19 protein-coding genes are annotated in these 19,226 nt (G+C 61.0%); 13 read left to right on the top strand and 6 right to left on the bottom strand.

Annotation, left to right across the window (positions count from 1 at the left end; genetic code table 11):
* Positions 1–165 precede the first annotated feature (165 nt).
* Entirely contained in the window at positions 166–1,095 is a 930-nt protein-coding gene (locus PMI32_RS09105; protein WP_008031766.1) for a LysR substrate-binding domain-containing protein, read from the bottom strand.
* Between the two features lie 225 nt (positions 1,096–1,320).
* Here PMI32_RS09105 and PMI32_RS09110 point away from each other — a divergent pair, with 225 nt between their 5' ends.
* The 5 genes from PMI32_RS09110 to PMI32_RS09130 all read left to right on the top strand — a co-directional run bounded on the left by PMI32_RS09110 (position 1,321) and on the right by PMI32_RS09130 (position 7,227).
* On the top strand, positions 1,321–2,811 hold the full coding sequence (locus PMI32_RS09110) for an aldehyde dehydrogenase (protein ID WP_008031764.1): 1,491 nt from the start codon (positions 1,321–1,323) through the stop codon (positions 2,809–2,811).
* A gap of 21 nt (positions 2,812–2,832) precedes the next feature.
* Entirely contained in the window at positions 2,833–4,203 is a 1,371-nt protein-coding gene (locus PMI32_RS09115) for an aspartate aminotransferase family protein (protein WP_008031762.1), read from the top strand.
* 400 nt (positions 4,204–4,603) lie between these two features.
* Positions 4,604–5,590 (top strand): ABC transporter substrate-binding protein, encoded by a 987-nt coding sequence (locus PMI32_RS09120; protein WP_008031760.1) that lies wholly within the window; start codon positions 4,604–4,606, stop codon positions 5,588–5,590.
* A gap of 9 nt (positions 5,591–5,599) precedes the next feature.
* Positions 5,600–6,403, top strand: a complete 804-nt coding sequence (locus PMI32_RS09125) for an ABC transporter permease (protein ID WP_008031757.1) — start codon at positions 5,600–5,602, stop codon at positions 6,401–6,403.
* Complete coding sequence (locus tag PMI32_RS09130; RefSeq protein WP_008031755.1) at positions 6,391–7,227, top strand: ABC transporter ATP-binding protein; 837 nt, start codon at positions 6,391–6,393, stop codon at positions 7,225–7,227. The genes PMI32_RS09125 and PMI32_RS09130 overlap by 13 nt, the downstream gene beginning before the upstream one ends.
* 126 nt (positions 7,228–7,353) lie before the next feature.
* Here PMI32_RS09130 and PMI32_RS09135 read toward each other — a convergent pair whose 3' ends face one another.
* Positions 7,354–8,433, bottom strand: coding sequence for an endonuclease/exonuclease/phosphatase family protein (locus PMI32_RS09135; protein ID WP_008031754.1), 1,080 nt, complete (start codon positions 8,431–8,433; stop codon positions 7,354–7,356).
* A gap of 66 nt (positions 8,434–8,499) precedes the next feature.
* Positions 8,500–9,174 (bottom strand): YciC family protein, encoded by a 675-nt coding sequence (locus tag PMI32_RS09140; RefSeq protein WP_032828940.1) that lies wholly within the window; start codon positions 9,172–9,174, stop codon positions 8,500–8,502.
* A 178-nt stretch (positions 9,175–9,352) separates the two neighbouring features.
* Here PMI32_RS09140 and PMI32_RS09145 point away from each other — a divergent pair, with 178 nt between their 5' ends.
* From PMI32_RS09145 to PMI32_RS09155, 3 genes are all read left to right on the top strand, one after another.
* Positions 9,353–10,096 carry a DUF2076 domain-containing protein gene (locus tag PMI32_RS09145; RefSeq protein WP_008031751.1) on the top strand — a complete coding sequence of 248 codons (744 nt, stop codon included), beginning with the start codon at positions 9,353–9,355 and terminating at the stop codon, positions 10,094–10,096.
* Positions 10,097–10,223: 127 nt separating this feature from the next.
* Positions 10,224–10,703 (top strand): LabA-like NYN domain-containing protein, encoded by a 480-nt coding sequence (locus PMI32_RS09150; RefSeq protein WP_008031749.1) that lies wholly within the window; start codon positions 10,224–10,226, stop codon positions 10,701–10,703.
* 22 nt (positions 10,704–10,725) lie between these two features.
* Positions 10,726–11,337, top strand: coding sequence for a 3'-5' exonuclease (locus PMI32_RS09155; protein ID WP_008031746.1), 612 nt, complete (start codon positions 10,726–10,728; stop codon positions 11,335–11,337).
* A 112-nt stretch (positions 11,338–11,449) separates the two neighbouring features.
* On the opposite strand, the gene PMI32_RS09160 is transcribed toward PMI32_RS09155, so the two are convergent.
* A complete protein-coding gene (locus tag PMI32_RS09160; RefSeq protein WP_008031743.1) occupies positions 11,450–11,905 on the bottom strand; it encodes an Lrp/AsnC family transcriptional regulator in 456 nt (151 codons plus the stop codon).
* Between the two features lie 164 nt (positions 11,906–12,069).
* Between PMI32_RS09160 and yedA the strand changes: the two genes are divergently transcribed.
* Together yedA and rhlE1 are read left to right on the top strand one after the other, a co-directional pair.
* Positions 12,070–12,996 carry a drug/metabolite exporter YedA gene (gene yedA / locus PMI32_RS09165; protein ID WP_008031742.1) on the top strand — a complete coding sequence of 309 codons (927 nt, stop codon included), beginning with the start codon at positions 12,070–12,072 and terminating at the stop codon, positions 12,994–12,996.
* A 65-nt stretch (positions 12,997–13,061) separates the two neighbouring features.
* Positions 13,062–14,396 carry an RNA helicase RhlE1 gene (gene rhlE1, locus PMI32_RS09170; protein ID WP_008031738.1) on the top strand — a complete coding sequence of 445 codons (1,335 nt, stop codon included), beginning with the start codon at positions 13,062–13,064 and terminating at the stop codon, positions 14,394–14,396.
* A 106-nt stretch (positions 14,397–14,502) separates the two neighbouring features.
* On the opposite strand, the gene PMI32_RS09175 is transcribed toward rhlE1, so the two are convergent.
* Together PMI32_RS09175 and PMI32_RS09180 are read right to left on the bottom strand one after the other, a co-directional pair.
* On the bottom strand, positions 14,503–15,741 hold the full coding sequence (locus tag PMI32_RS09175) for a TIGR03862 family flavoprotein (RefSeq protein WP_008031736.1): 1,239 nt from the start codon (positions 15,739–15,741) through the stop codon (positions 14,503–14,505).
* A 274-nt stretch (positions 15,742–16,015) separates the two neighbouring features.
* Positions 16,016–16,936, bottom strand: coding sequence for a histone deacetylase family protein (locus tag PMI32_RS09180; protein ID WP_008031735.1), 921 nt, complete (start codon positions 16,934–16,936; stop codon positions 16,016–16,018).
* An 87-nt stretch (positions 16,937–17,023) separates the two neighbouring features.
* Between PMI32_RS09180 and PMI32_RS09185 the strand changes: the two genes are divergently transcribed.
* The 3 genes from PMI32_RS09185 to PMI32_RS09195 all read left to right on the top strand — a co-directional run bounded on the left by PMI32_RS09185 (position 17,024) and on the right by PMI32_RS09195 (position 19,159).
* Positions 17,024–17,593 carry a GNAT family N-acetyltransferase gene (locus PMI32_RS09185; RefSeq protein ID WP_008031732.1) on the top strand — a complete coding sequence of 190 codons (570 nt, stop codon included), beginning with the start codon at positions 17,024–17,026 and terminating at the stop codon, positions 17,591–17,593.
* Positions 17,594–17,699: 106 nt separating this feature from the next.
* Entirely contained in the window at positions 17,700–18,569 is an 870-nt protein-coding gene (gene tesB, locus PMI32_RS09190) for an acyl-CoA thioesterase II (RefSeq protein WP_008031730.1), read from the top strand.
* Complete coding sequence (locus PMI32_RS09195) at positions 18,566–19,159, top strand: HAD family hydrolase (RefSeq protein WP_008031729.1); 594 nt, start codon at positions 18,566–18,568, stop codon at positions 19,157–19,159. The genes tesB and PMI32_RS09195 overlap by 4 nt, the downstream gene beginning before the upstream one ends.
* Positions 19,160–19,226 lie beyond the last annotated feature (67 nt).

Raw genomic sequence — 19,226 nt, 5'->3', positions numbered from 1 at the left:
TGTATTGGCTGGACGGACGCCATCGCCAGCAAGCCGGCTCCTACAGGTTTGCGTTTGCCTTGATCCCTCAAACATCCACGCACTTTGTAGGAGCCGGCTTGCCGGCGATGGGGCCCTTGGATGTTGCATCGGTCTTTCGGACGCCATCGCCGGCAAGCCGGGCTCCTACAAGGTCGGGTGTGATCTTTCGGCCTTGGCGGTGAGCTGTTCGCGACAGTAATCGGCAAACAACTGCGCCGGTTTGGTCAACTGCCCGCGCTTCAGCCACGCCGCCACCAGTCCTGAGCCGGTGATGTCTTCGACGATGTCCACACACACCACTTTCTGCCCGTCGTAGGTGCATTCCGAGTGCGGGCGGGTGACCAGGATCGAGAAGCCGAACCCTTGCCCGACCATGCCCCGGACCATCTCGATCGACGGTGAGCTGAACGCAATGTTCGGCGACAGGCCCAGTTCTTCGAACAGGCTGACGAAGTAGGTCCGGCTCGGTTGCACGTCCAGCAGAATCATCGGCTCCAGGCACAGATCGCGCAGGGACACTTGCTTGAGTTGGGCAAAGCGATGATCCGCCGGCAGCAAGGCATAAGGCCGCTGCGCGGGCATCAAGGGTTCGGTTTCGATGGTGGCGTCGAGGTCGTGTTCATAGAGGATCGCCAGGTCGAAGGTGCCCGAGGTCAGGCCTTGCACCAACTCCTGCTGCTCGCCGTCGCGGATGCGGATTTTCACGCCGGGATACAGCGCCGAGAACCCGGCAATCAATTGCGGCAGGTACAGCGGCGCGACGGTTTCGAAGCAGCCGATGTCGATTTGCCCGGCCACTACGTCATTGTCGGCCAAGGCGTTCTGTTCGAACTCCTTGGCCATGCGCAACAGTTCCTGGGCCTTGCGGTAGAAGCGTGCGCCGCTGGGCGTCAGGGACACGCCTTGGGCGTGATGACGGATCAACAATTGCACGCCGAAGCTGTCTTCCAGGCCTTTGATCGCCGTGGAAATGGCCGGCTGGGCGATGTACAGCTTGCGCGAGGCCTCGGCGACGCTGCCGCATTCGACGGTGGTGATGAAGTACTTCAATTGACGCAGGTTGTAGGCAGCCACGGCAAACCTCGGGGTGGATGGACTCGACATCCAGCAATTTTTGCGCCGACTGCGTCCGTTCTGACGACGGTGTTGTTGTGCCTGAACAATAACCACATACCGCACGACCGGGGAGATGGGCTGCCCAGTTTTTTCATGGTCTGCGAAGACATTTTTACTATTTTTCCTCGACACGGGCCTGGGCCACCATCCAATTCACAAGAAAAGCCCATGGAGCATCTGAACGTGTTCGAGCTTACCTACTGGCAAAACAAGGCCGCTGCGCTGGCGTTTCCCGACCAGGCCCTGATTGATGGCAAACCCCGTTCGGCGCAGTCGGGGCAAACCTTCGCCGCGATCAACCCGGCCACCGGCCAGCGCCTGGCCAACGTGACCGCGTGCGGTGATGAAGAAGTGAACGCCGCCGTCAAAAATGCGCGGCAGGTGTTCGAGGCCGGCACCTGGTCGTCGCGTTCGCCAAACGAGCGCAAGCAAGTGCTGCTGCGCCTGGCCGATCTGATCATGACCCACCGCGAAGAACTGGCGCTGCTGGATTCGCTGAACATGGGCAAGCCAGTGATGGACGCCTACAACATTGACGTGCCGGGCGCCGCCGGGGTGTTTCGCTGGTACGCCGAAAGCCTCGACAAACTCTACGACCAGATCGCACCGAGCGCGCAGAACGTACTGGCGACCATCACCCGCGAAGCGCTGGGCGTGGTCGCCGCCGTGGTGCCATGGAATTTCCCGCTGGACATGGCTGCATGGAAACTCGCCCCCGCGCTGGCGGCAGGCAACTCGGTGATCCTCAAACCCGCCGAGCAATCACCGTTTTCCGCCCTGCGTCTGGCCGAGTTAGCGCTTGAAGCCGGCTTGCCAGCAGGCGTGCTCAACGTGCTGCCGGGACTCGGCGAGCAGACCGGCAAAGCCCTCGGTTTGCACCCGGACGTCGATTGCCTGGTGTTCACTGGCTCCACCGAAGTCGGCAAATTTTTCATGCAGTATTCCGCGCAATCGAACCTGAAACAGGTCTGGCTGGAATGCGGAGGCAAGAGCGCCAACCTGGTGTTCGCCGATTGCCAGGACCTGGATCTGGCGGCCGAGAAAGCCGCGTTCGGCATCTTCTTCAATCAGGGCGAAGTCTGCTCCGCCAACTCGCGGTTGCTGGTGCAGCGTTCGATCCATGACGAGTTCGTCGAGCGCCTCAAGGCGCAGGCCGAACGCTGGCTGCCGGGCGATCCGCTGGACCCGTCGAGCAGCGCCGGGGCGATTGTCGACAGCCGTCAGACCGCGCGCATCATGAAGTTCATCGAGCAAGCCCAGCGCCAGGGTGCGACCAAGTTGTGCGGTGGTCGGCAGTCGATTTTCAACGGCTCCGACAACTTCATTCAGCCGACGATTTTCACTAACGTGAGCCCGGACATGCCGCTGTTTCGCGACGAGGTGTTCGGCCCGGTGCTGGCGATCACGGCGTTCGATGACGAGGCACACGCCTTGCAACTGGCCAACGACAGCGTCTACGGCCTGGCCGCTTCGCTGTGGACCGACGACCTCAATCGCGCCCACCGCGTGGCGCGGCAATTGCGCGCCGGCACGGTCTCGGTGAACAGCGTCGACGCACTCGACGTGACGGTGCCGTTCGGCGGCGGCAAGCAGTCTGGTTTCGGCCGTGACCTGTCACTGCACTCATTCGATAAATACACCCAGTTGAAGACCACCTGGTTTCAACTGCGCTAATAACAAAACGGAGAACTGGCGATGACCACACCACGTGAAACCCGCGACTACCAGGCCGCCGACGCTGCGCACCACATCCACGCATTCGTCGATCAGAAAGCGCTCAACGATGAAGGGCCACGGGTGATGGTCCGTGGCGAGCGCCTGCACCTGTGGGACAACGATGGTCGGCGCTACCTCGACGGCATGTCCGGGTTGTGGTGCACCAACCTCGGTTACGGCCGCAAGGATCTGGCGGCGGCAGCGGCTCGGCAGCTTGAGCAATTGCCGTACTACAACATGTTTTTCCACACCACTCACCCGCAGGTGATCGAGCTCTCGGAGCTGCTGTTCAGCCTGCTGCCGGGGCACTACAGCCACGCGATCTACACCAACTCCGGCTCCGAAGCGAACGAGGTGCTGATCCGCACCGTGCGCCGTTACTGGACGATCCTCGGCAAGCCCGAGAAGAAAGTCATGATCGGTCGCTGGAACGGTTACCACGGTTCGACACTGGCGGCGACGGCGCTCGGCGGCATGAAGTTCATGCACGAAATGGGCGGCATGCTGCCGGACATCGAGCACATCGACGAGCCGTACTTCTTCGCCCACGAAGGCAACCTGACCCCGGCTGAATTCGGCCTGCGGGCGGCGCAACAACTGGAAGCGAAGATTCTCGAACTGGGCGCGGACAAGGTCGCCGGGTTTATCGCCGAGCCGTTCCAGGGTGCGGGCGGGATGATCTTTCCGCCAGAAAGTTACTGGCCGGAAATCCAGCGGATTTGCCGTAAGTACGACGTGCTGTTGTGCGCCGACGAAGTGATCGGCGGCTTCGGTCGCACTGGCGAATGGTTCGCCCATGAGCACTTCGGTTTCGAGCCGGACACGCTGTCGATTGCCAAGGGGCTGACCTCCGGCTACATCCCCATGGGCGGGCTGATCCTGTCGAAGAAAATGGCGCAGGTGTTGGTGGAGCAGGGCGGGGTGTTTGCCCACGGCCTGACCTATTCCGGACACCCGGTGGCGGCAGCGGTGGCCATCGCCAACCTCAAGGCGTTGCGTGATGAGGGCGTGGTGACGCGGGTCAAGGACGACATCGGGCCGTACCTGCAACAGTGCTTGCGCGAAGTGTTCGGCAATCACCCGTTGGTGGGGGATATTCAAGGTGTCGGGATGGTAGCGGCGTTGCAGTTGGCTGAAGATAAAACCAGTCGCAAGCGCTTTGCCAACGAGAACGACATTGCCTGGCGCTGCCGCACGATTGGGTTTGAGGAGGGGGTGATCATTCGTTCGACGCTGGGGCGGATGATCATGGCGCCGGCGTTGATTGCCAGTCGTGAGGAAGTTGATGAGTTGGTTGGCAAGACGCTGAAAGCGGTCGATCGTACGGCGCAGGAATACGGCCGGCTCTGATGTAGCCGAAGGTCCTTCGGACCTTAATCGCGAGCAGGCTCGCTCCCACATTGGAACTGTGTTGACCTCGGTAGAGAGGGCAACATAGAACCCCCTGTGGGAGCGAGCCTGCTCGCGATTGCGTTAGACCATTCAACACAACTCTCATGTTTTGCACTCACCCCGTGCACCTCCGCCCACACCGCCCTTTAGCAGTGCGCACTACCCAGTTTTTTCATCGCTCGCCTCGACATATTTCCTAATTTTCCTATTCCTGGCCCTGGTCCAACATCGACCTCGCCAGTCAGCCGAACACTGCCCACCAAAAGGTCCATCAGAGACCACCCGTGGCAGCGCTTCTCCAGGGCTGCTGGCCGTACTGCCCATGACAAAACTAAATCAACAGCTTTGGGAGTGCTCCATGATCAAGTCCTTGCTAACCCGCGTCGCTCATCCACTGGCGGTCACCGCCATCGCCGCCACGGTCGCCACCAGCGCCCAGGCCGGCACCCTGTCCATCGGCCATACCACATGGGTCGGTTACGGCACGCTCTACCTCGCCCAGGACCTGGGCTACTTCAAGGAAGGTGGTTTGACCGTCGAGTTGCCCGTCGTCGAAGAGGCTTCGATGTACATGGCTGCGCAAGCCTCGGGCGAATTGTCCGGCTCGGCGTCGACCATCGACGAAGTACTGAAATACCGTCCGCAATTCTGCTTCAAGGCCGTAGCCGCACTCGATGACAGCCATGGCGGCGACGGTGTTCTGGTGGGCAAGGACATCAAGAGCCTGCAGGAGCTGAAAGGCAAAGCCGTGGCGGTGAACGAAGGTTCGACTTCGCAGTTCTGGCTCTCGTACTTGCTGAAAAAACACGGCATGAGCATGAGCGACATCACCGTGCAGAACATGACGGCCGACGACGCCGCCACCGCGTTCATCGCCGGTCGTGTGCCTGCCGCCGTGACGTGGGAACCGCACCTGTCGATGGTGCGTGACAAGAAACAAGGCAAAGTCTTGATCGACAGCAGCAGCACGCCGGGTGTGATTGTCGATGTGGTCGCGCTCAACTGCACGGTCATCGAGAAACAGCCGGAAGACGTCAAGGCGCTGGTCGCCGGTCTGTACAAAGCGGTGCAGTACACCAAGGACCATCCGCAGGAAGCCTACAAAATCATGGCCAAAGGCGTCGGCGGTTACCTCGCCGATCCGAAGGAACTGGAAGCCGCTGCGCAAGGCGTGCGCTTCTACGATCAGGCCATGAGCGAAAAACTCCTGGGCTCGCCGGGTAATCCGGGCGACAGCGAACCGTTGATCAAACTGGCCAACGAAACCGCCAGTGAATTGCAGGGCAAACCCTACAACGTCAGCAATGACGACCTGATCGACAACCGTTTCGTCAGCCCGCTGTAGGAGGTTCGCATGTTCAAGCGCAATTCATGGCTGAGCCGTTGCATCACGCCCAAGACCGGTTTGCCGGTTTCGGTGATCTGGAGCGCGAGCGGCCTGGCCTGGGTGTTGTTGGTGGGCCTGTGGGCCGGGTTGTCTTACGGCGGCGTGGTGCCGGGCATGTTCTTGCCGACGCCGGGCGCGGTGGTCGAAGCCGCTGTGCGCCTGAGCCGCGACGGCACGCTCGGTTTGCACGTGTGGGCCAGTCTTGAAGTGGTGGTGGTCGGTTTCGTCGTTTCGTCGCTAGTGGCGGTGCCGTTGGGGTTGCTGATGGGCAGCTTCCGCATCGTTCAGGCGTTCCTCGAACCGATGGTCAATTTCATCCGCTACCTGCCGGTGACCTCGTTCGTGCCGCTGTTCATTCTGTGGATCGGTATCGGTCTGGAGCAGCGTGTCTCGGTAATCATCTTCGGCGTGTTTTTCCAGCAACTGGTGATGATCGCGGACGTGTCCAAAGGCATCTCCAAAGACCTGATCAACGCCTCCTACACACTCGGCTCTAACCGCCGCGATGCGGTGTTGCATGTGATCGCGCCGGCCTCGTTGCCGGGTGTGCTCGACACCTTGCGCGTGACCATGGGCTGGGCCTGGACGTACCTGGTGGTCGCCGAACTGGTCGCCGCTTCCAGTGGCCTGGGTTACCTGAGCCTCAAAGCCATGCGCGGCTTTCAGGTGGATGTGATTTTCCTCGCCATCGCGATCATCGGCCTGTTGGGCCTGGTCACTGATCAACTGTTCCGTTTCCTTCGTCTGAGGATTGCCGCATGGGCTCAGTAACCGCCGTCAACCCGCGTATCGTCACACCGATGGCTGCCCCGGCCTACGCCGCGCCTCGTTTGCAAGTGGACAAAGTCAGCCTGCGTTACCAGAAGCCCGACGGCGGCGTGTTCACCGCGCTGGATCAGGTTTCGTTCGAAGTTCCGGATCAGCAATTCGCCGTGCTGGTCGGGCCGTCGGGCTGCGGCAAGTCGAGCTTGCTGTACCTCACCGCCGGTTTGAACGAGCCCACGGAAGGCGAGATCTACGTCGGCGGTCAGCAAGTTCAAGGGCCGGGCGCGGACCGCGGCATGGTGTTCCAGAGCTACACGCTGTTCCCGTGGCTGACCGTGCGGCAGAACGTCGAGTTCGGCCTCAAGCGTCGCGGTATGGCGGCGGCACAGCGCAAGGACATCGTCGATTACTACGTCAACGAAGTCGGTCTCAGCGGGTTCGCCGACAACTACGCCAAGCAGCTGTCCGGCGGCATGATGCAGCGGGTGGCGATTGCCCGCGCTTTGGCCAATGACCCGCAAATCCTGCTGATGGACGAACCCTTCGGCGCCCTCGACAGCCAGACGCGCCTGCAAATGCAGCAGCTGTTATTGCGCGTTTGGGGTAACAGCAAGAAGACTGTGTTGTTCGTGACCCACGACATCGACGAGGCGATTCTGCTGGGTGATCGGGTCTACGTGATGGGCGCCAGGCCTGGGCGGATCAAGCAGATTCTGGACGTGCCGATCGAACGCCCACGGACCCTGGACATGGTCATGGAGCGTTCATTTATCGAGATGAAACGCGATATTTTCGGGCTGCTGCATGATGACCTGGAGGAGGTGCATTGAGTGTCACGCAATCCCCTGTAGGAGCCGGCTTGCCGGCGATGAGGCCATCACATCCAACATCTTCGTTGACTGACCCACCGCTATCGCCAGCAAGCTGGCTCCTACAAGGTTTGTGTTTGGCTGGGATTACGGCGCAGCCGGCAGGAGGAAACGCGCAATCACCGGCAAATGATCGGAGATCCGCAACGTATCGTCCTGTCGCACCGTCGCCTCGACCCGTTTGATCCGGGGGCTGTAAAACAGGTAATCGACGGTGCGGTCCGGGCCGTTCAGGCCTGGATCATTCGGGTAGTGCGTCAGCCAACGCGCCCGATCGATGCCGCTGGCTTCATTGTTGGTCGGGATCATCGGGTACTTGTCCCACAACAGGTGCAACGCGCTGTCGGCGGAGTAGGGCGTGCGTTGTTCGGTGGGCAGGCGTCGATATTGCCCCAGCGGCAACAGGTTGAAGTCGCCGCCGATCAGCCACGGGGTGCTATGGCTTTCGTATTTGTCGAGGACTTTGGCCACCGCCGTCACCTGGGTCTGTAGCGTTTCATCCGGTTGGGTCGCACGGTCCAGATGGGTGTTGAGGACCGCCAGCTGCCCGCCGTCACTCAAAGGCAGGTAAGTGGCCAGCAAGGCATTTTTCGGCTGGAACTGACGGCTGATGACGTTGGCCGGCGTGACCGGCAGTTGCAGGCGTTCGGCGTGTTCGATCCGGTAGCGGCTGAGGGTTGCCAGTTGCCGGCCGACACTGCCGAAGATGTGCGGTTGCGGCACGAAGTCGGCTTTCCAGTCGAAGGCATGGGCGCTGCAGGGATAGAGGTCGGCGAGGCGTTCCTGAAGCAGTTTGAACTGGTTCTGGTAATCGCTGGCCTTGGCGCCGTCATCGAGCTCTTGCAGCAACACGAGGTCCGGTTGTTCGTCGCGAATCACCCGCGCCACTTCATCGAGGCTGAAGGCCATGTCTTCAGGCGTCGGTTTTTCGTCGTCGCCGGCGGCCAGGTCATTCCAGAACACATAGCGCTTACCCGCCAGGTACTGAACGTTCCAGGTCATCACTTTCAACGCCTGGCCGGGCACCAGTGTCGGTGCTTGAGCGTTGCAACTGACGGGCAAAACTTCCTTGGCTTCGGGGCGCCAGGTCAGGCTGTATATCAGCAAGGCAATCAGGCCGATTGCTATCAACAGGCCCAGCAGGGTGTAGCGCAGTAGTCGGGTCATGGCTCGGCTTATAGCGTTACAAAAGATGGATCCGAGCATAACCGAGAGCCGGGCCGAAGCCCATGATCAGAGCGGCCGGTCGATTTTCTCGGGAACGTCGCTGATCAGCATGAACAAACGGAACAACACCACGCTGGTGAACAGTTGCAGGAAGCTGTGGGCGCTGTCGATCAGCAGGGAAATCACCGGGTTCTGCGGTTCCGGATACACGTTGAGCGTCACACCCTTGAGCACCCACAACGGGCCCATCACACACAGGATGCACACCAGAATCCGCAGGAAATGACCGCGGGTCAGGCGCAGGCTTTCCTTCATTGCCGCCAGCGGCGCCAGGCCGCGCAGCACCAGCAGGTATTCGCTGAACGCCAACGTCACCATCAGCCAGATGCCCGGCAGGAAGTACAACGACAGGCCGAGCAGGATCATCAATGTATTGAGCGCCGTGAGCAGGGCGAAGCGCGGCCACAGGTACGCGGACCTCGCCAGCAGGTCACGGTTGCGCGGCGATTCGCCACGGCTGCGCGCGTCGAGAAACAGGATCAGGGCGGCGGTGTACAGCGGGTACACCAGCAGGCCGACGATCACGCTGACGCCGGGAAAGCTGTCCGGCACGGTGTTGTGGTCGACCACTTGTTGCAGCAGCGCTTCGAAAATCACCAGCGGCAGGCACAGCCGCACGATCTGGCTCAGATTGCGCTTAAAGAAATACAGCGAGTCACGCAGTACATCGAACGGATTCATCAGTCGGTATCGCAGGTTGAAAGCAGTGGCCCACTTTAACCGATGCAGCGCGTCGGGGCGCAAACGTAAACGTTCGGTAAAGGTCATTGAAACAACTTGTTTCAGCCTCCATTAAGGTCGAGCGCCGTATCCTCCCTGGAGAAGGTCAACGATTTCCCCGGCAATCTACGAGGTCGCCATGAACACTGAAGAACAAACCCTGATCGATGGACTGTTTTCCCGGCTGCAACAGGCCGAAACGGAAGCAGCCCCGCGCGATGCCCTGGCCGAGGCGCGGATCAAGGAACATCTGGCTCGCCAACCCGCGGCGGGCTACTTCATGACCCAGGCGATTCTGGTGCAAGAGGCAGCGATCAAGAGCCTCGACGCACAGAACAAGCAACTCACCGAGCAAATCCAGCAATTGCAGGCCGAACTGCAATCGGCCAAATCCCAGGCACCTGCTCCGGCGCCGAGCAGCGGTGGGTTCCTGTCGAGCATTTTCGGTGGCAGTTCCCGTGAAACGCCTGCGCCAAGTGCACCGCCCTCCAGCGGCGGCTGGCGTGAGCCGGGACGGCCTTCGTTCAACGCGCCGCAGCCACAGCAGAATTTCGCTGCACCGCCACCGCAGCAGAACTACGCGCCGCAACAGCAGGCGCCGGCGGTTGGCAGCGGTTTCCTCGGCGGAGCGCTGAAAACTGCAGCGGGTGTGGCGGGTGGCGTGATGCTGGCACAAGGCATCAGCAGCCTGTTCCATCACAACCAGCAGCCGGAAGTGGTGGAAGTGATCAAGGAAGAGCCGGCGCAGGTCAACGACCACGGCGGTGACAACGGCTGGGGCGATGACCAGCGCGTGGCTGACAACTCCCAAGACTATGCCGACACCGACTACAACGATGACAGTTCATCGTTCTTCGGCGGCGACGACGATTCCTTCGTCTGACACGCCATTCGTCCGGAGCGCTGCGGCGCTCCGGGCCGATTATTCGCGGAACAATCCTCCAGGCTGGCATACTGGGCAACTTTTCGGGCCCGGTGCCTGATCCCGCCTGCGCGAAAGAGGATGCACGGTGAAAAAAATTGCAGTGTTCGCCGATGTCCAGAACCTCTACTACACCGTGCGTCAGGCCTATGGTTGCCACTTCAACTACGCCGCGCTGTGGGCTGACATCAGCAAGCAGGGCGATATCGTCGAAGCCTATGCCTACGCGATCGATCGCGGCGACAGCAAACAGCAGCAGTTCCAGCAGATCCTGCGCAACCTCGGTTTTACCGTGAAGCTCAAACCCTACATCCAGCGCAGCGACGGCTCGGCCAAGGGCGACTGGGACGTGGGTATCACCCTCGACATCATGGACGCCGCCGATCACGTCGACGAAGTGGTGCTGGCCTCCGGCGACGGTGATTTCGACATGTTGCTGGAGCGCATCATCGCCAAGCACGGCGTACAAGCGGTGGCCTACGGCGTGCCGGGCCTGACAGCCAACTCGCTGATCCGCGCCGCCAGCCGCTACGTGCCGATCGAAGGCGCATTGCTGCTCAAGAATTGATTTTTACGGAGTTGAAACAGGTTTGGAACGCATAGCAGTCATCGACTTTGAAACCACCGGGATCTCCCCGAGCAGCAGCTGCCGGGCCACGGAAATTGCCGTGGTGATCCTTGAACAGGGGCGCATCGTCGAGCGTTACCAAAGCCTGATGAACGCCGGCGTGCGCGTCCCGGCCTTCATCGAACAACTCACCGGCATCAGCAACGCCATGCTGCGCACCGCACCGTCGGCGGAACAGGTGATGAACGAGGTCAACGAATTTGTCGGCACCACGCCGCTGCTGGCGCACAACGCCGCGTTCGACCAGAAGTTCTGGGACTTTGAACTGGGTCGGATCAAGCGTACGCGGTTGCAGAATTTTGCTTGTTCGTTGCTACTGGCCCGTCGGTTGATGCCGGCTGCGCCGAATCACAAACTCGGCACCCTCACCACCTTCGCCAGCCTGCCAAACACCGGCAAGGCTCACCGGGCGATGGCCGACGCCGAGATGGCGGCCAACCTGACGGCGCATCTGGCGCAGGAGTTGCGGCAGAAGCACGGGCTGCGCGAGTTGTCCCATGATCTGCTGGTCAGCCTGCAGAAAGTGCCGGCGGCCAAAATCAATGAGCATCTGAAGCGGCATCGCGGATTTTGAATCGCACCTGTAGGAGCCGGCTTGCTGGCGATTGCGGTTCATCATTCAACATTGATGTCGACTGATATGCCGCTATCGCCAGCAAGCCGGCTCCTACAGGGTTCGTGTTGGATCAGGGCTTTCCATTGGCTTCCAGCTGTCCCAACGGTACGCGCTTCTCTATCGCGCTCGACAGCACAATCGACGTCTTGCTGAACCCGAACGTGGCAATCCGGTTGATCAGCTCTTCCAGCTCCGGCATCGAACCCACCGCCGCTTGCATGATCACGCACGGATCACCCGTCACGCGGTGGCACTCCGTCAGCTGTGGGATTTTGATCAGGTCGTCGTAGGCTTTCTGATTACCGTGCTGGTTCAGCCGCAGTTCGATCACGCATTGAATCGGCAGCCCCAGCTTGGCCATATCGACTTTCGCCTGATAACCGGTAATCACCCCACTGGCCTCAAGTTTGGCCACGCGCTCGGCCACGGCCGGGGCGGACAGGTTCACTTTGCGCGCGAGGTCGGCGTAGGACGCACGACCGTTTTCCAGTAGGGCGCTGAGGAGCATGCGGTCGTATTTGTCCATAGTCCATTCCTGAAAAATGACTGACTTTCGAAAGCACGGTTTATAGCGCTGATCTCCGTGATTTGAAAAGTGTACCGGCGCTATAAACAGGTTTTGTAACTTATTTTCTGCTGTTCGCCTTTCTAGAATAGCTGTTCATTTGTCCTTGCCTGCGAGCTGCCCCCATGCCTGGCCTCCGTCGTTTTCCCTTGCCGTTGATCGCTGCCTTTTTCGCCTTGTACGTGATTTGGGGCTCGACTTACCTGGTGATCCGCATCGGCGTGGAGTATTGGCCGCCCTTGTTGCTCGCCGGTATTCGCTTCGTCATCGCCGGCACGTTGATGTACGCCTTCCTGCGCTGGCGCGGGGCGCCGGCACCGACGTGGGCGCAGTGGAAAGCGGCGGGGATCATCGGGATTTTGCTGTTGGCGTGCGGTAACGGCGGGGTCAGTGTGGCGGAACACATGGGTGTCGCTTCCGGCGTCGCGGCATTGGCGGTGGCGACGGTGCCGTTGTTTACCTTGCTCTGCGGCTATTTCTGGGGCGCGCGTAATACTCGTCTTGAATGGGCGGGGATTGTGCTCGGGCTGATCGGCATCGCCATGCTCAACCTCGGTTCCAACCTGCAATCGAGCCCGCTGGGTGCGATGTTGCTGATCTTTGCGGCGGCGGCCTGGGCGTTCGGTTCAGTCTGGAGCAAACACTTGCCGTTGCCCCAAGGCGTGATGGCCAGTGCCGTGGAAATGCTGGTGGGCGGCGTGGCGTTGCTGATCGGCAGTGCGATGAGTGGTGAACATCTGGAAGCCATGCCACCGATTGAAGGATGGGCGGCGCTGGCCTACCTGACCTTCTTCGGTTCGATCATCGCCTTCAACGCCTACATGTACCTGTTGAAAAACGTGCGTCCGGCAGCGGCCACCAGTTATGCCTACGTCAACCCGGCGGTGGCAGTGTTGCTGGGGATCGTGTTTGTCGGCGAGACCATCGGCATCGAAGAAGCGCTGGCCATGCTGGTGATCATCAGTGCCGTGGTGTTGATCGGTTTGCCGCAGTGGCGCCGGACGCCGGAACGACCTGCTGCAGTGGTGCAGACAGAATCGAGTGTGAATTAGGGTAAACTGCGCGCCATTGCACACTTGTTTTGCACAACCGCGCTGAATTTTCCTACGGTAATCCCATGACTTTCGCCACCCTTGGCCTGATCGAACCCTTGCTGCGCTCTCTCGAGACGCTCGGCTACCAGACCCCGACGCCGGTTCAGGCGCAAGCCATTCCGGCGGTGCTGGCCGGTCGCGACCTGATGGCCGCCGCCCAGACCGGCACCGGCAAGACCGCTGGTTTCGCGTTGCCGCTGCTGCAATTGCTGGCCATGGAAGGGCCGAAAGTCACCGCCAACTCGGTGCGCGCATTGATTCTGGTGCCGACCCGCGAACTGGCCGAGCAGGTTCACGAAGCCGTGCGTCAGTACGCTGAGAACCTGCCACTGAGCACTTACGCGGTGTACGGCGGCGTCAGCATCAACCCGCAAATGATGAAGCTGCGCAAAGGGGTCGACCTGTTGGTGGCAACACCGGGCCGTCTGCTCGATCTGTTCCGCCAGAACGCGCTGAAGTTCAACCAGTTGCAAACCCTGGTGCTGGACGAAGCCGACCGCATGCTCGACCTGGGCTTTTCCGAGGAGCTGGGGAACATTTACCGCGTGCTGCCGAAGAAACGTCAGACGTTGCTGTTCTCCGCGACCTTCTCCGATGCGATTCGCCTGCTGGCCGGGCAAATGCTCAATGATCCGCTGAGCATCGAAGTCAGCCCGCGCAACGTTGCTGCCAACACCGTTAAACAGTGGGTAGTGACGGTGGACAAGAAGCGCAAGCCAGAGCTGTTTATCCACTTGCTGCGCAAGGGCAAGTGGAAGCAGGTGCTGGTATTCGCCAAGACCCGTAATGGCGTGGACGCGCTGGTGGAAAAGCTCCAGGGCCTGGGCATCAACGCCGACGGCATCCATGGCGACAAACCTCAGGCTACGCGTCAACGTGCGCTGGACCGTTTCAAGGCCAGCGAAGTACAGATCTTGGTGGCCACCGACGTCGCGGCCCGTGGTCTGGACATTGAAGATTTGCCATTGGTGGTCAATTTCGACCTGCCGATCGTGGCAGAGGACTACATCCACCGCATCGGTCGTACCGGCCGTGCGGGTGCCACCGGGCAGGCCATTTCGTTGGTCTGCGCCGATGAAGTGAATTTGCTGTCGGCCATTGAGACGTTGACGCGTCAGACGTTGCCTCGGCAGATGGAACACGATTTCGAACCTGAGCACCGCGTGCCGGACACCGATGCCAGCGGCCAGGTGGTGAAGAAACCGAAAAAACCGAAGAAGCCGAAGACGTCCAGCGGCGGTAAGCGCAATTTGGGTAAATGGGTCGAGAGCGGGGATGCTTCGGCGCCGGAGCCTTCTATCAAGCCTGTGCGTAAGGTGCCGGTGTTTAATACTGGGCCGCGTAAGCGTAAGCCTTAATATTCGCTGCGCCGGTTAAGCCGTTTTCGCGGGCAAGCCTCGCTCCTACAGGATTTACGTCGAACCTGTAGGAGCGAGGCTTGCCCGCGAAGGGCGCAACTCGGTCTCAAGCCTTGCGCTTGAGCCACTCCACCATCCCCAACCCCGCCGCACGCCCACTGGCGAAACACGCGGTCAGCAGATAGCCGCCGGTCGGCGCTTCCCAATCCAGCATTTCCCCCGCGCAGAACACGCCAGGCAACTGCTTGAGCATCAAACGTTCATCCATCGCCTCGAACATCACGCCACCGGCAGTGCTGATGGCTTCGTCCAGTGGACGGGTTTTCATCAACGTCAGCGGCAACGCCTTGATCGCTTTGGCCAACAACGCCGGATCGGCGAAGCATTCTGCCGGCGTCAGTTCCCGCAGCAGTGCCGCTTTCACGCCATCTATCCCGAGCTGGCTGTGCAGATGTTTGGACATTGAACGAGACCCGCGCGGTTTGCTCAGCGCCGCCTGAACTTTATCCACAGGCCGGCCCGGCAACAGGTCGAGATGAATGGTCGCCGAGCCATGCTGATTGATCGCTTCGCGGATGGGCGCCGACAGGGCGTAGATCAAACTGCCTTCAATCCCGGTGGCCGTGATCACACATTCCCCGAGTCGAGGGATGTCGTCATTGAGACCGATCGCGATATTTTTCAGCGGCGCGCCGGCGAATTTGCTGACCATCAATTCGCTCCAGGCCTGCACCTCGAAGCCGCAATTGCTGGGCTGCAGCGGCGCCAGTCCTACGCCGTGCTGCTCCAGTGGCAGCATCCACGTGCCGTCCGAACCCAGGCGCGACCAACTGCCGCCACCGAGGGCCAGCAGCGTTGCTTCGGGCTTCAGGGTTTTTTCACCCTCAGGACTTTCAACACGCAATCCACCGTTGTTATCCCAACCGAGCCAACGATGGCGGGTGTGGATAACTACGCCGGCCTCTCGCAGGCGTTTGAGCCAGGCGCGCAACAGCGGCGCGGCTTTCATGTCGGTTGGAAACACCCGGCCGGAGCTGCCGACAAAGGTTTCGATGCCCAGGTCATGAATCCACTGACACAGCGCCTCGGCACCAAAGGCTCGCAGCAGCGGTGCGATATGCGGTGCCCGCTCGGCGTAGCGTGAGAGGAATGCCGGGTAGGCTTCGGAATGGGTGATGTTCATGCCGCCCACGCCCGCGAGGAGAAATTTCCTGCCGACCGAAGGCATGCCGTCGTACAGATCGACCTTGATTCCGGCCTGGCTCAACACTTCCGCCGCCATCAGGCCGGCGGGGCCGCCGCCGATGATGGCGACGTGAGGGGAGGAGGGCGAGGGCTGGGTCATGGCGAGAGCTGCGATTTGGCGGAATGAAGCCGGGCATTCTACCAGCCCAAATCCTTGTAGGAGCGAGCCTGCTCGCGAAGGTGTATCAGCCGACATTGATGTAGCTGACAAACCTTCGCGAGCAGGCTCGCTCCTACAGGGATCAGTGGTGGTTTAAAGAGTTGGTTAAAAAACAACCACCCCTTTGCAGGCTATATGCAGCATGGCCTGTAGGCCCTTTCACTCAGGTTATCCACAGGCAGTTCCACAGGCATTGTGGGTAAAGGCGCACACCTCAATGACAACCTGATGACGCCCACACCCGCTGCGCACTGTGATGCAGGATGCCGTGCCGCCGCGCCAGCGCCTTGCGGTCCTTGCTGTAGCCGCCGCCAATCACCCCGACCACCGGAATATCCCGCCCGAGGCAATGGCGCATCACGCTTTCATCCCGCGCGGCCACGCCTTCGTCTGTCAGCTTCAGGTAACCGAGCGCGTCGTCCTTATGCACATCGACACCGGCGTCGTACAGCACCAGGTCCGGCTGGTAGAGCGGCAGCAAATAATTCAGCGCGTCGTCGACGACCTTCAGGTAGTCGGCATCGCCCATGCCCTTGGGCAGCGGGATGTCCCAGTCACTTTCGGCCTTGCGTGCAGGAAAGTTCTTCTCGCAGTGCAGGGAAACGGTCACCGCGTCCGGGGTGTTGTGCAGAATCCGTGCAGTCCCGTCGCCCTGATGCACGTCGCAATCGAAGATCAGCACCCGATTCACACGACCGCTTTCCAGCAGGTAATGGCTGATCACCGCCAGGTCATTGAAGATGCAGAACCCTGCCGGGTAGTCGTAATGCGCGTGATGCGTGCCGCCGGCCAAGTGACAGGCCAATCCATGTTCCAGCGCCTGTTCCGCCGCCAGTAACGAACCGCCGACCGCCCGCACCGTGCGCCGGGCCAGGGCTTCGTTCCACGGCAGGCCAAGACGCCGCTGGTCTTCGCGGGACAACTCGCCGCTCATGTAGCGTTCGATATAGGCAGCGTCATGTGCGAGGGCGAGAATTTCCGGCGGGCAGAGTTCCGGGCGCAGCAGGTCGGCGTCCCGGGTCAGCCCGCTGTCCACCAGGTGATCGCGCAGCAGGCGAAACTTGTCCATGGGGAAACGGTGGTCCGCCGGGAACTCGGGGCTGTAGTCTTCGTGGTAAATCAATGGCAGCGGCATGACGGGCTTTTATGAGTACGGCGTGTAGGAATGAGTGAACGATCCTACCAGCGATGTAGACTTGCGGCATGGAAACGGAGGGGCACGATGGAGCCGATACTGGAACTCGAGAGCGCGCGACTGCTGTTGCGGCAGTGGCGTGACGAGGATTTGCCGGCGTTTGCGGCGATGTGCGCCGATCCACAAGTGATGCGTTATTTTCCGGCACCCTTGAGCCGACTGGAAAGTGCGTCGCTGATCGGACGGATTCGTGGGCATTTCGCCGAGCATGGTTTTGGTCTCTGGGCGCTGGAGCGCAAGGACACCGGTGCATTCATCGGTTTTACCGGGCTCGGCGTGGTCGGTTTCGACGCGCCTTTCACGCCGGCCATCGAAATCGGCTGGCGCCTGGCCCGCGAACACTGGGGCTTGGGTTACGCCAGTGAGGCAGCGTGGACCGCTCTGCGCTGCGGGTTTGACCGGTTGGCGCTGCAAGAGGTCGTGTCCTTCACCACGGAAACCAACACGCCATCGCAGAAAGTCATGCAGGCCATCGGTATGCACCATGATTCAGCCGGTGACTTCGACCACCCGAAACTCGCGGTCGATCATCCTCTGCGTCACCATGTGCTGTACCGCATCACCCGTGAACAATGGCTGCAAACCTTGCATGGATAAGACGGCCCGGACGTTTACAATGGCGCCAATGATGGCCCTGGCCGGAAACTGAATCGACCGCCGCAGCCAAGACTGCGCGGCATTGCGATGTGTGAGGAGAGTCTGAATGAGCCAAGTGTTGGATGATCTGGTCGATTTGCTGACCCTGGAACCGATCGAAGAAAACCTGTTCCGTGGCCGCAGCCAGGACCTGGGCTTTCGTCAGTTGTTCGGCGGCCAGGTGATCGGTCAGTCCCTGTCGGCGGCCAGCCAGACGGTCGAAGTCGCGCGTCATGTGCATTCGATGCACGGTTATTTCCTGCGTCCGGGCGATTCCACGTTGCCCGTGGTGTATCAGGTTGATCGGGTTCGCGACGGCGGCAGTTTCAGCACGCGTCGGGTCACGGCGATCCAGAAGGGCAACCCGATCTTCACGTGCAGCGCATCGTTCCAATATGACGAAAAAGGCTTCGAGCATCAGGGCCAGATGCCGACGGTGGTCGGGCCGGAAAACCTGCCCTCGGAACTGGAGCTGACCCATCAGCGCGCGCACCTGATCCCCGAGCACATGCGTGAAAAACTGCTGTGCCCGAAGCCGATCGAATTCCGCCCGGTCACCGAGAAAGATCCCTACAACCCGCAGCCATCCGATCCGGTCAAGTACGTCTGGTTTCGCGCCGACGGCGCGTTGGCCGACTCCCCGGCGCTGCACAAATACCTGCTGGCCTACGCGTCGGACTTCAATCTGCTGACCACCTCGATGTTGCCCCATGGCAAGTCGGTCTGGCAGAAAGACATGCAGGTCGCCAGCCTCGATCACGCGCTGTGGTTCCATGCGGATCTGCGTGCCGATGACTGGTTGCTGTACGCGATGGACAGCCCGTGGGCCGGCAATTCCCGTGGGTTCAGCCGTGGCAGCGTGTTCAATCGCGCCGGGCAACTGGTGGCGTCGGTCACTCAGGAAGGCCTGATCCGTCACCGCAAGGATTGGGCATGAGCCTGGCCGAGGTGCGGCACTGGGTGTTCGACATGGACGGCACCCTGACGGTGGCCGTGCATGACTTCGCGGCGATTCGCGTGGCGCTGGCGATCCCGGCCGAAGACGACATCCTGACCCACCTCGCCGCGCTGCCGGCCGCTGAAGCCGCGGCCAAACATGCATGGTTGCTGGAGCATGAACGGGATCTGGCGCTGGGTTCGAAACCGGCGCCGGGTGCTGTGGAGCTGGTGCGCGAGTTGGCGGGGCGCGGTTATCGCCTGGGTATTCTTACGCGCAATGCTCGGGAGTTGGCGCATGTGACGCTGGAGGCCATTGGCCTGGCGGACTGCTTCGCGGTGGAGGATGTGTTGGGGCGTGATGAAGCGCCGCCCAAGCCGCACCCCGGTGGTTTGTTGAAATTGGCCGAGGCCTGGAACGTGCCGGCGAGCGAGATGGTGATGGTCGGTGATTACCGGTTTGATCTGGATTGCGGAAGAGCGGCGGGGGCGCGGACGGTGTTGGTGAATCTGCCGGATAACCCGTGGCCTGAATTGACGGATTGGCATGCGGCGGATTGTGTGGTGTTGCGGGAAATGTTGTTGGCTTGAGGGACCCTTCGCGGGCAAGCCTCGCTCCTACAGAGAGCGAGGCTTGCCCGCGAAGGCGTCATCACTG

The organism is Pseudomonas sp. GM60 (genome assembly GCF_000282415.1).
In the GTDB taxonomy this organism is placed as follows: Bacteria; Pseudomonadota; Gammaproteobacteria; order Pseudomonadales; family Pseudomonadaceae; genus Aquipseudomonas; species Aquipseudomonas migulae.
This window is presented reverse-complemented; position numbering and strand designations above follow the sequence as displayed.

Coding starts and splice junctions, on each gene's coding strand:
- PMI32_RS09125 (WP_008031757.1), top strand. CDS start 5,600: ATGTTCAAGCGCAATTCATGGCTGAGCCGTTGCATCACGCCCAAGACC.
- rhlE1 (WP_008031738.1), top strand. CDS start 13,062: ATGACTTTCGCCACCCTTGGCCTGATCGAACCCTTGCTGCGCTCTCTC.
- yedA (WP_008031742.1), top strand. CDS start 12,070: ATGCCTGGCCTCCGTCGTTTTCCCTTGCCGTTGATCGCTGCCTTTTTC.
- PMI32_RS09120 (WP_008031760.1), top strand. CDS start 4,604: ATGATCAAGTCCTTGCTAACCCGCGTCGCTCATCCACTGGCGGTCACC.
- PMI32_RS09135 (WP_008031754.1), bottom strand. CDS start 8,433: ATGACCCGACTACTGCGCTACACCCTGCTGGGCCTGTTGATAGCAATC.
- PMI32_RS09185 (WP_008031732.1), top strand. CDS start 17,024: ATGGAGCCGATACTGGAACTCGAGAGCGCGCGACTGCTGTTGCGGCAG.
- PMI32_RS09115 (WP_008031762.1), top strand. CDS start 2,833: ATGACCACACCACGTGAAACCCGCGACTACCAGGCCGCCGACGCTGCG.
- PMI32_RS09140 (WP_032828940.1), bottom strand. CDS start 9,174: ATGAATCCGTTCGATGTACTGCGTGACTCGCTGTATTTCTTTAAGCGC.
- PMI32_RS09160 (WP_008031743.1), bottom strand. CDS start 11,905: ATGGACAAATACGACCGCATGCTCCTCAGCGCCCTACTGGAAAACGGT.
- tesB (WP_008031730.1), top strand. CDS start 17,700: ATGAGCCAAGTGTTGGATGATCTGGTCGATTTGCTGACCCTGGAACCG.
- PMI32_RS09145 (WP_008031751.1), top strand. CDS start 9,353: ATGAACACTGAAGAACAAACCCTGATCGATGGACTGTTTTCCCGGCTG.
- PMI32_RS09180 (WP_008031735.1), bottom strand. CDS start 16,936: ATGCCGCTGCCATTGATTTACCACGAAGACTACAGCCCCGAGTTCCCG.
- PMI32_RS09175 (WP_008031736.1), bottom strand. CDS start 15,741: ATGACCCAGCCCTCGCCCTCCTCCCCTCACGTCGCCATCATCGGCGGC.
- PMI32_RS09195 (WP_008031729.1), top strand. CDS start 18,566: ATGAGCCTGGCCGAGGTGCGGCACTGGGTGTTCGACATGGACGGCACC.
- PMI32_RS09130 (WP_008031755.1), top strand. CDS start 6,391: ATGGGCTCAGTAACCGCCGTCAACCCGCGTATCGTCACACCGATGGCT.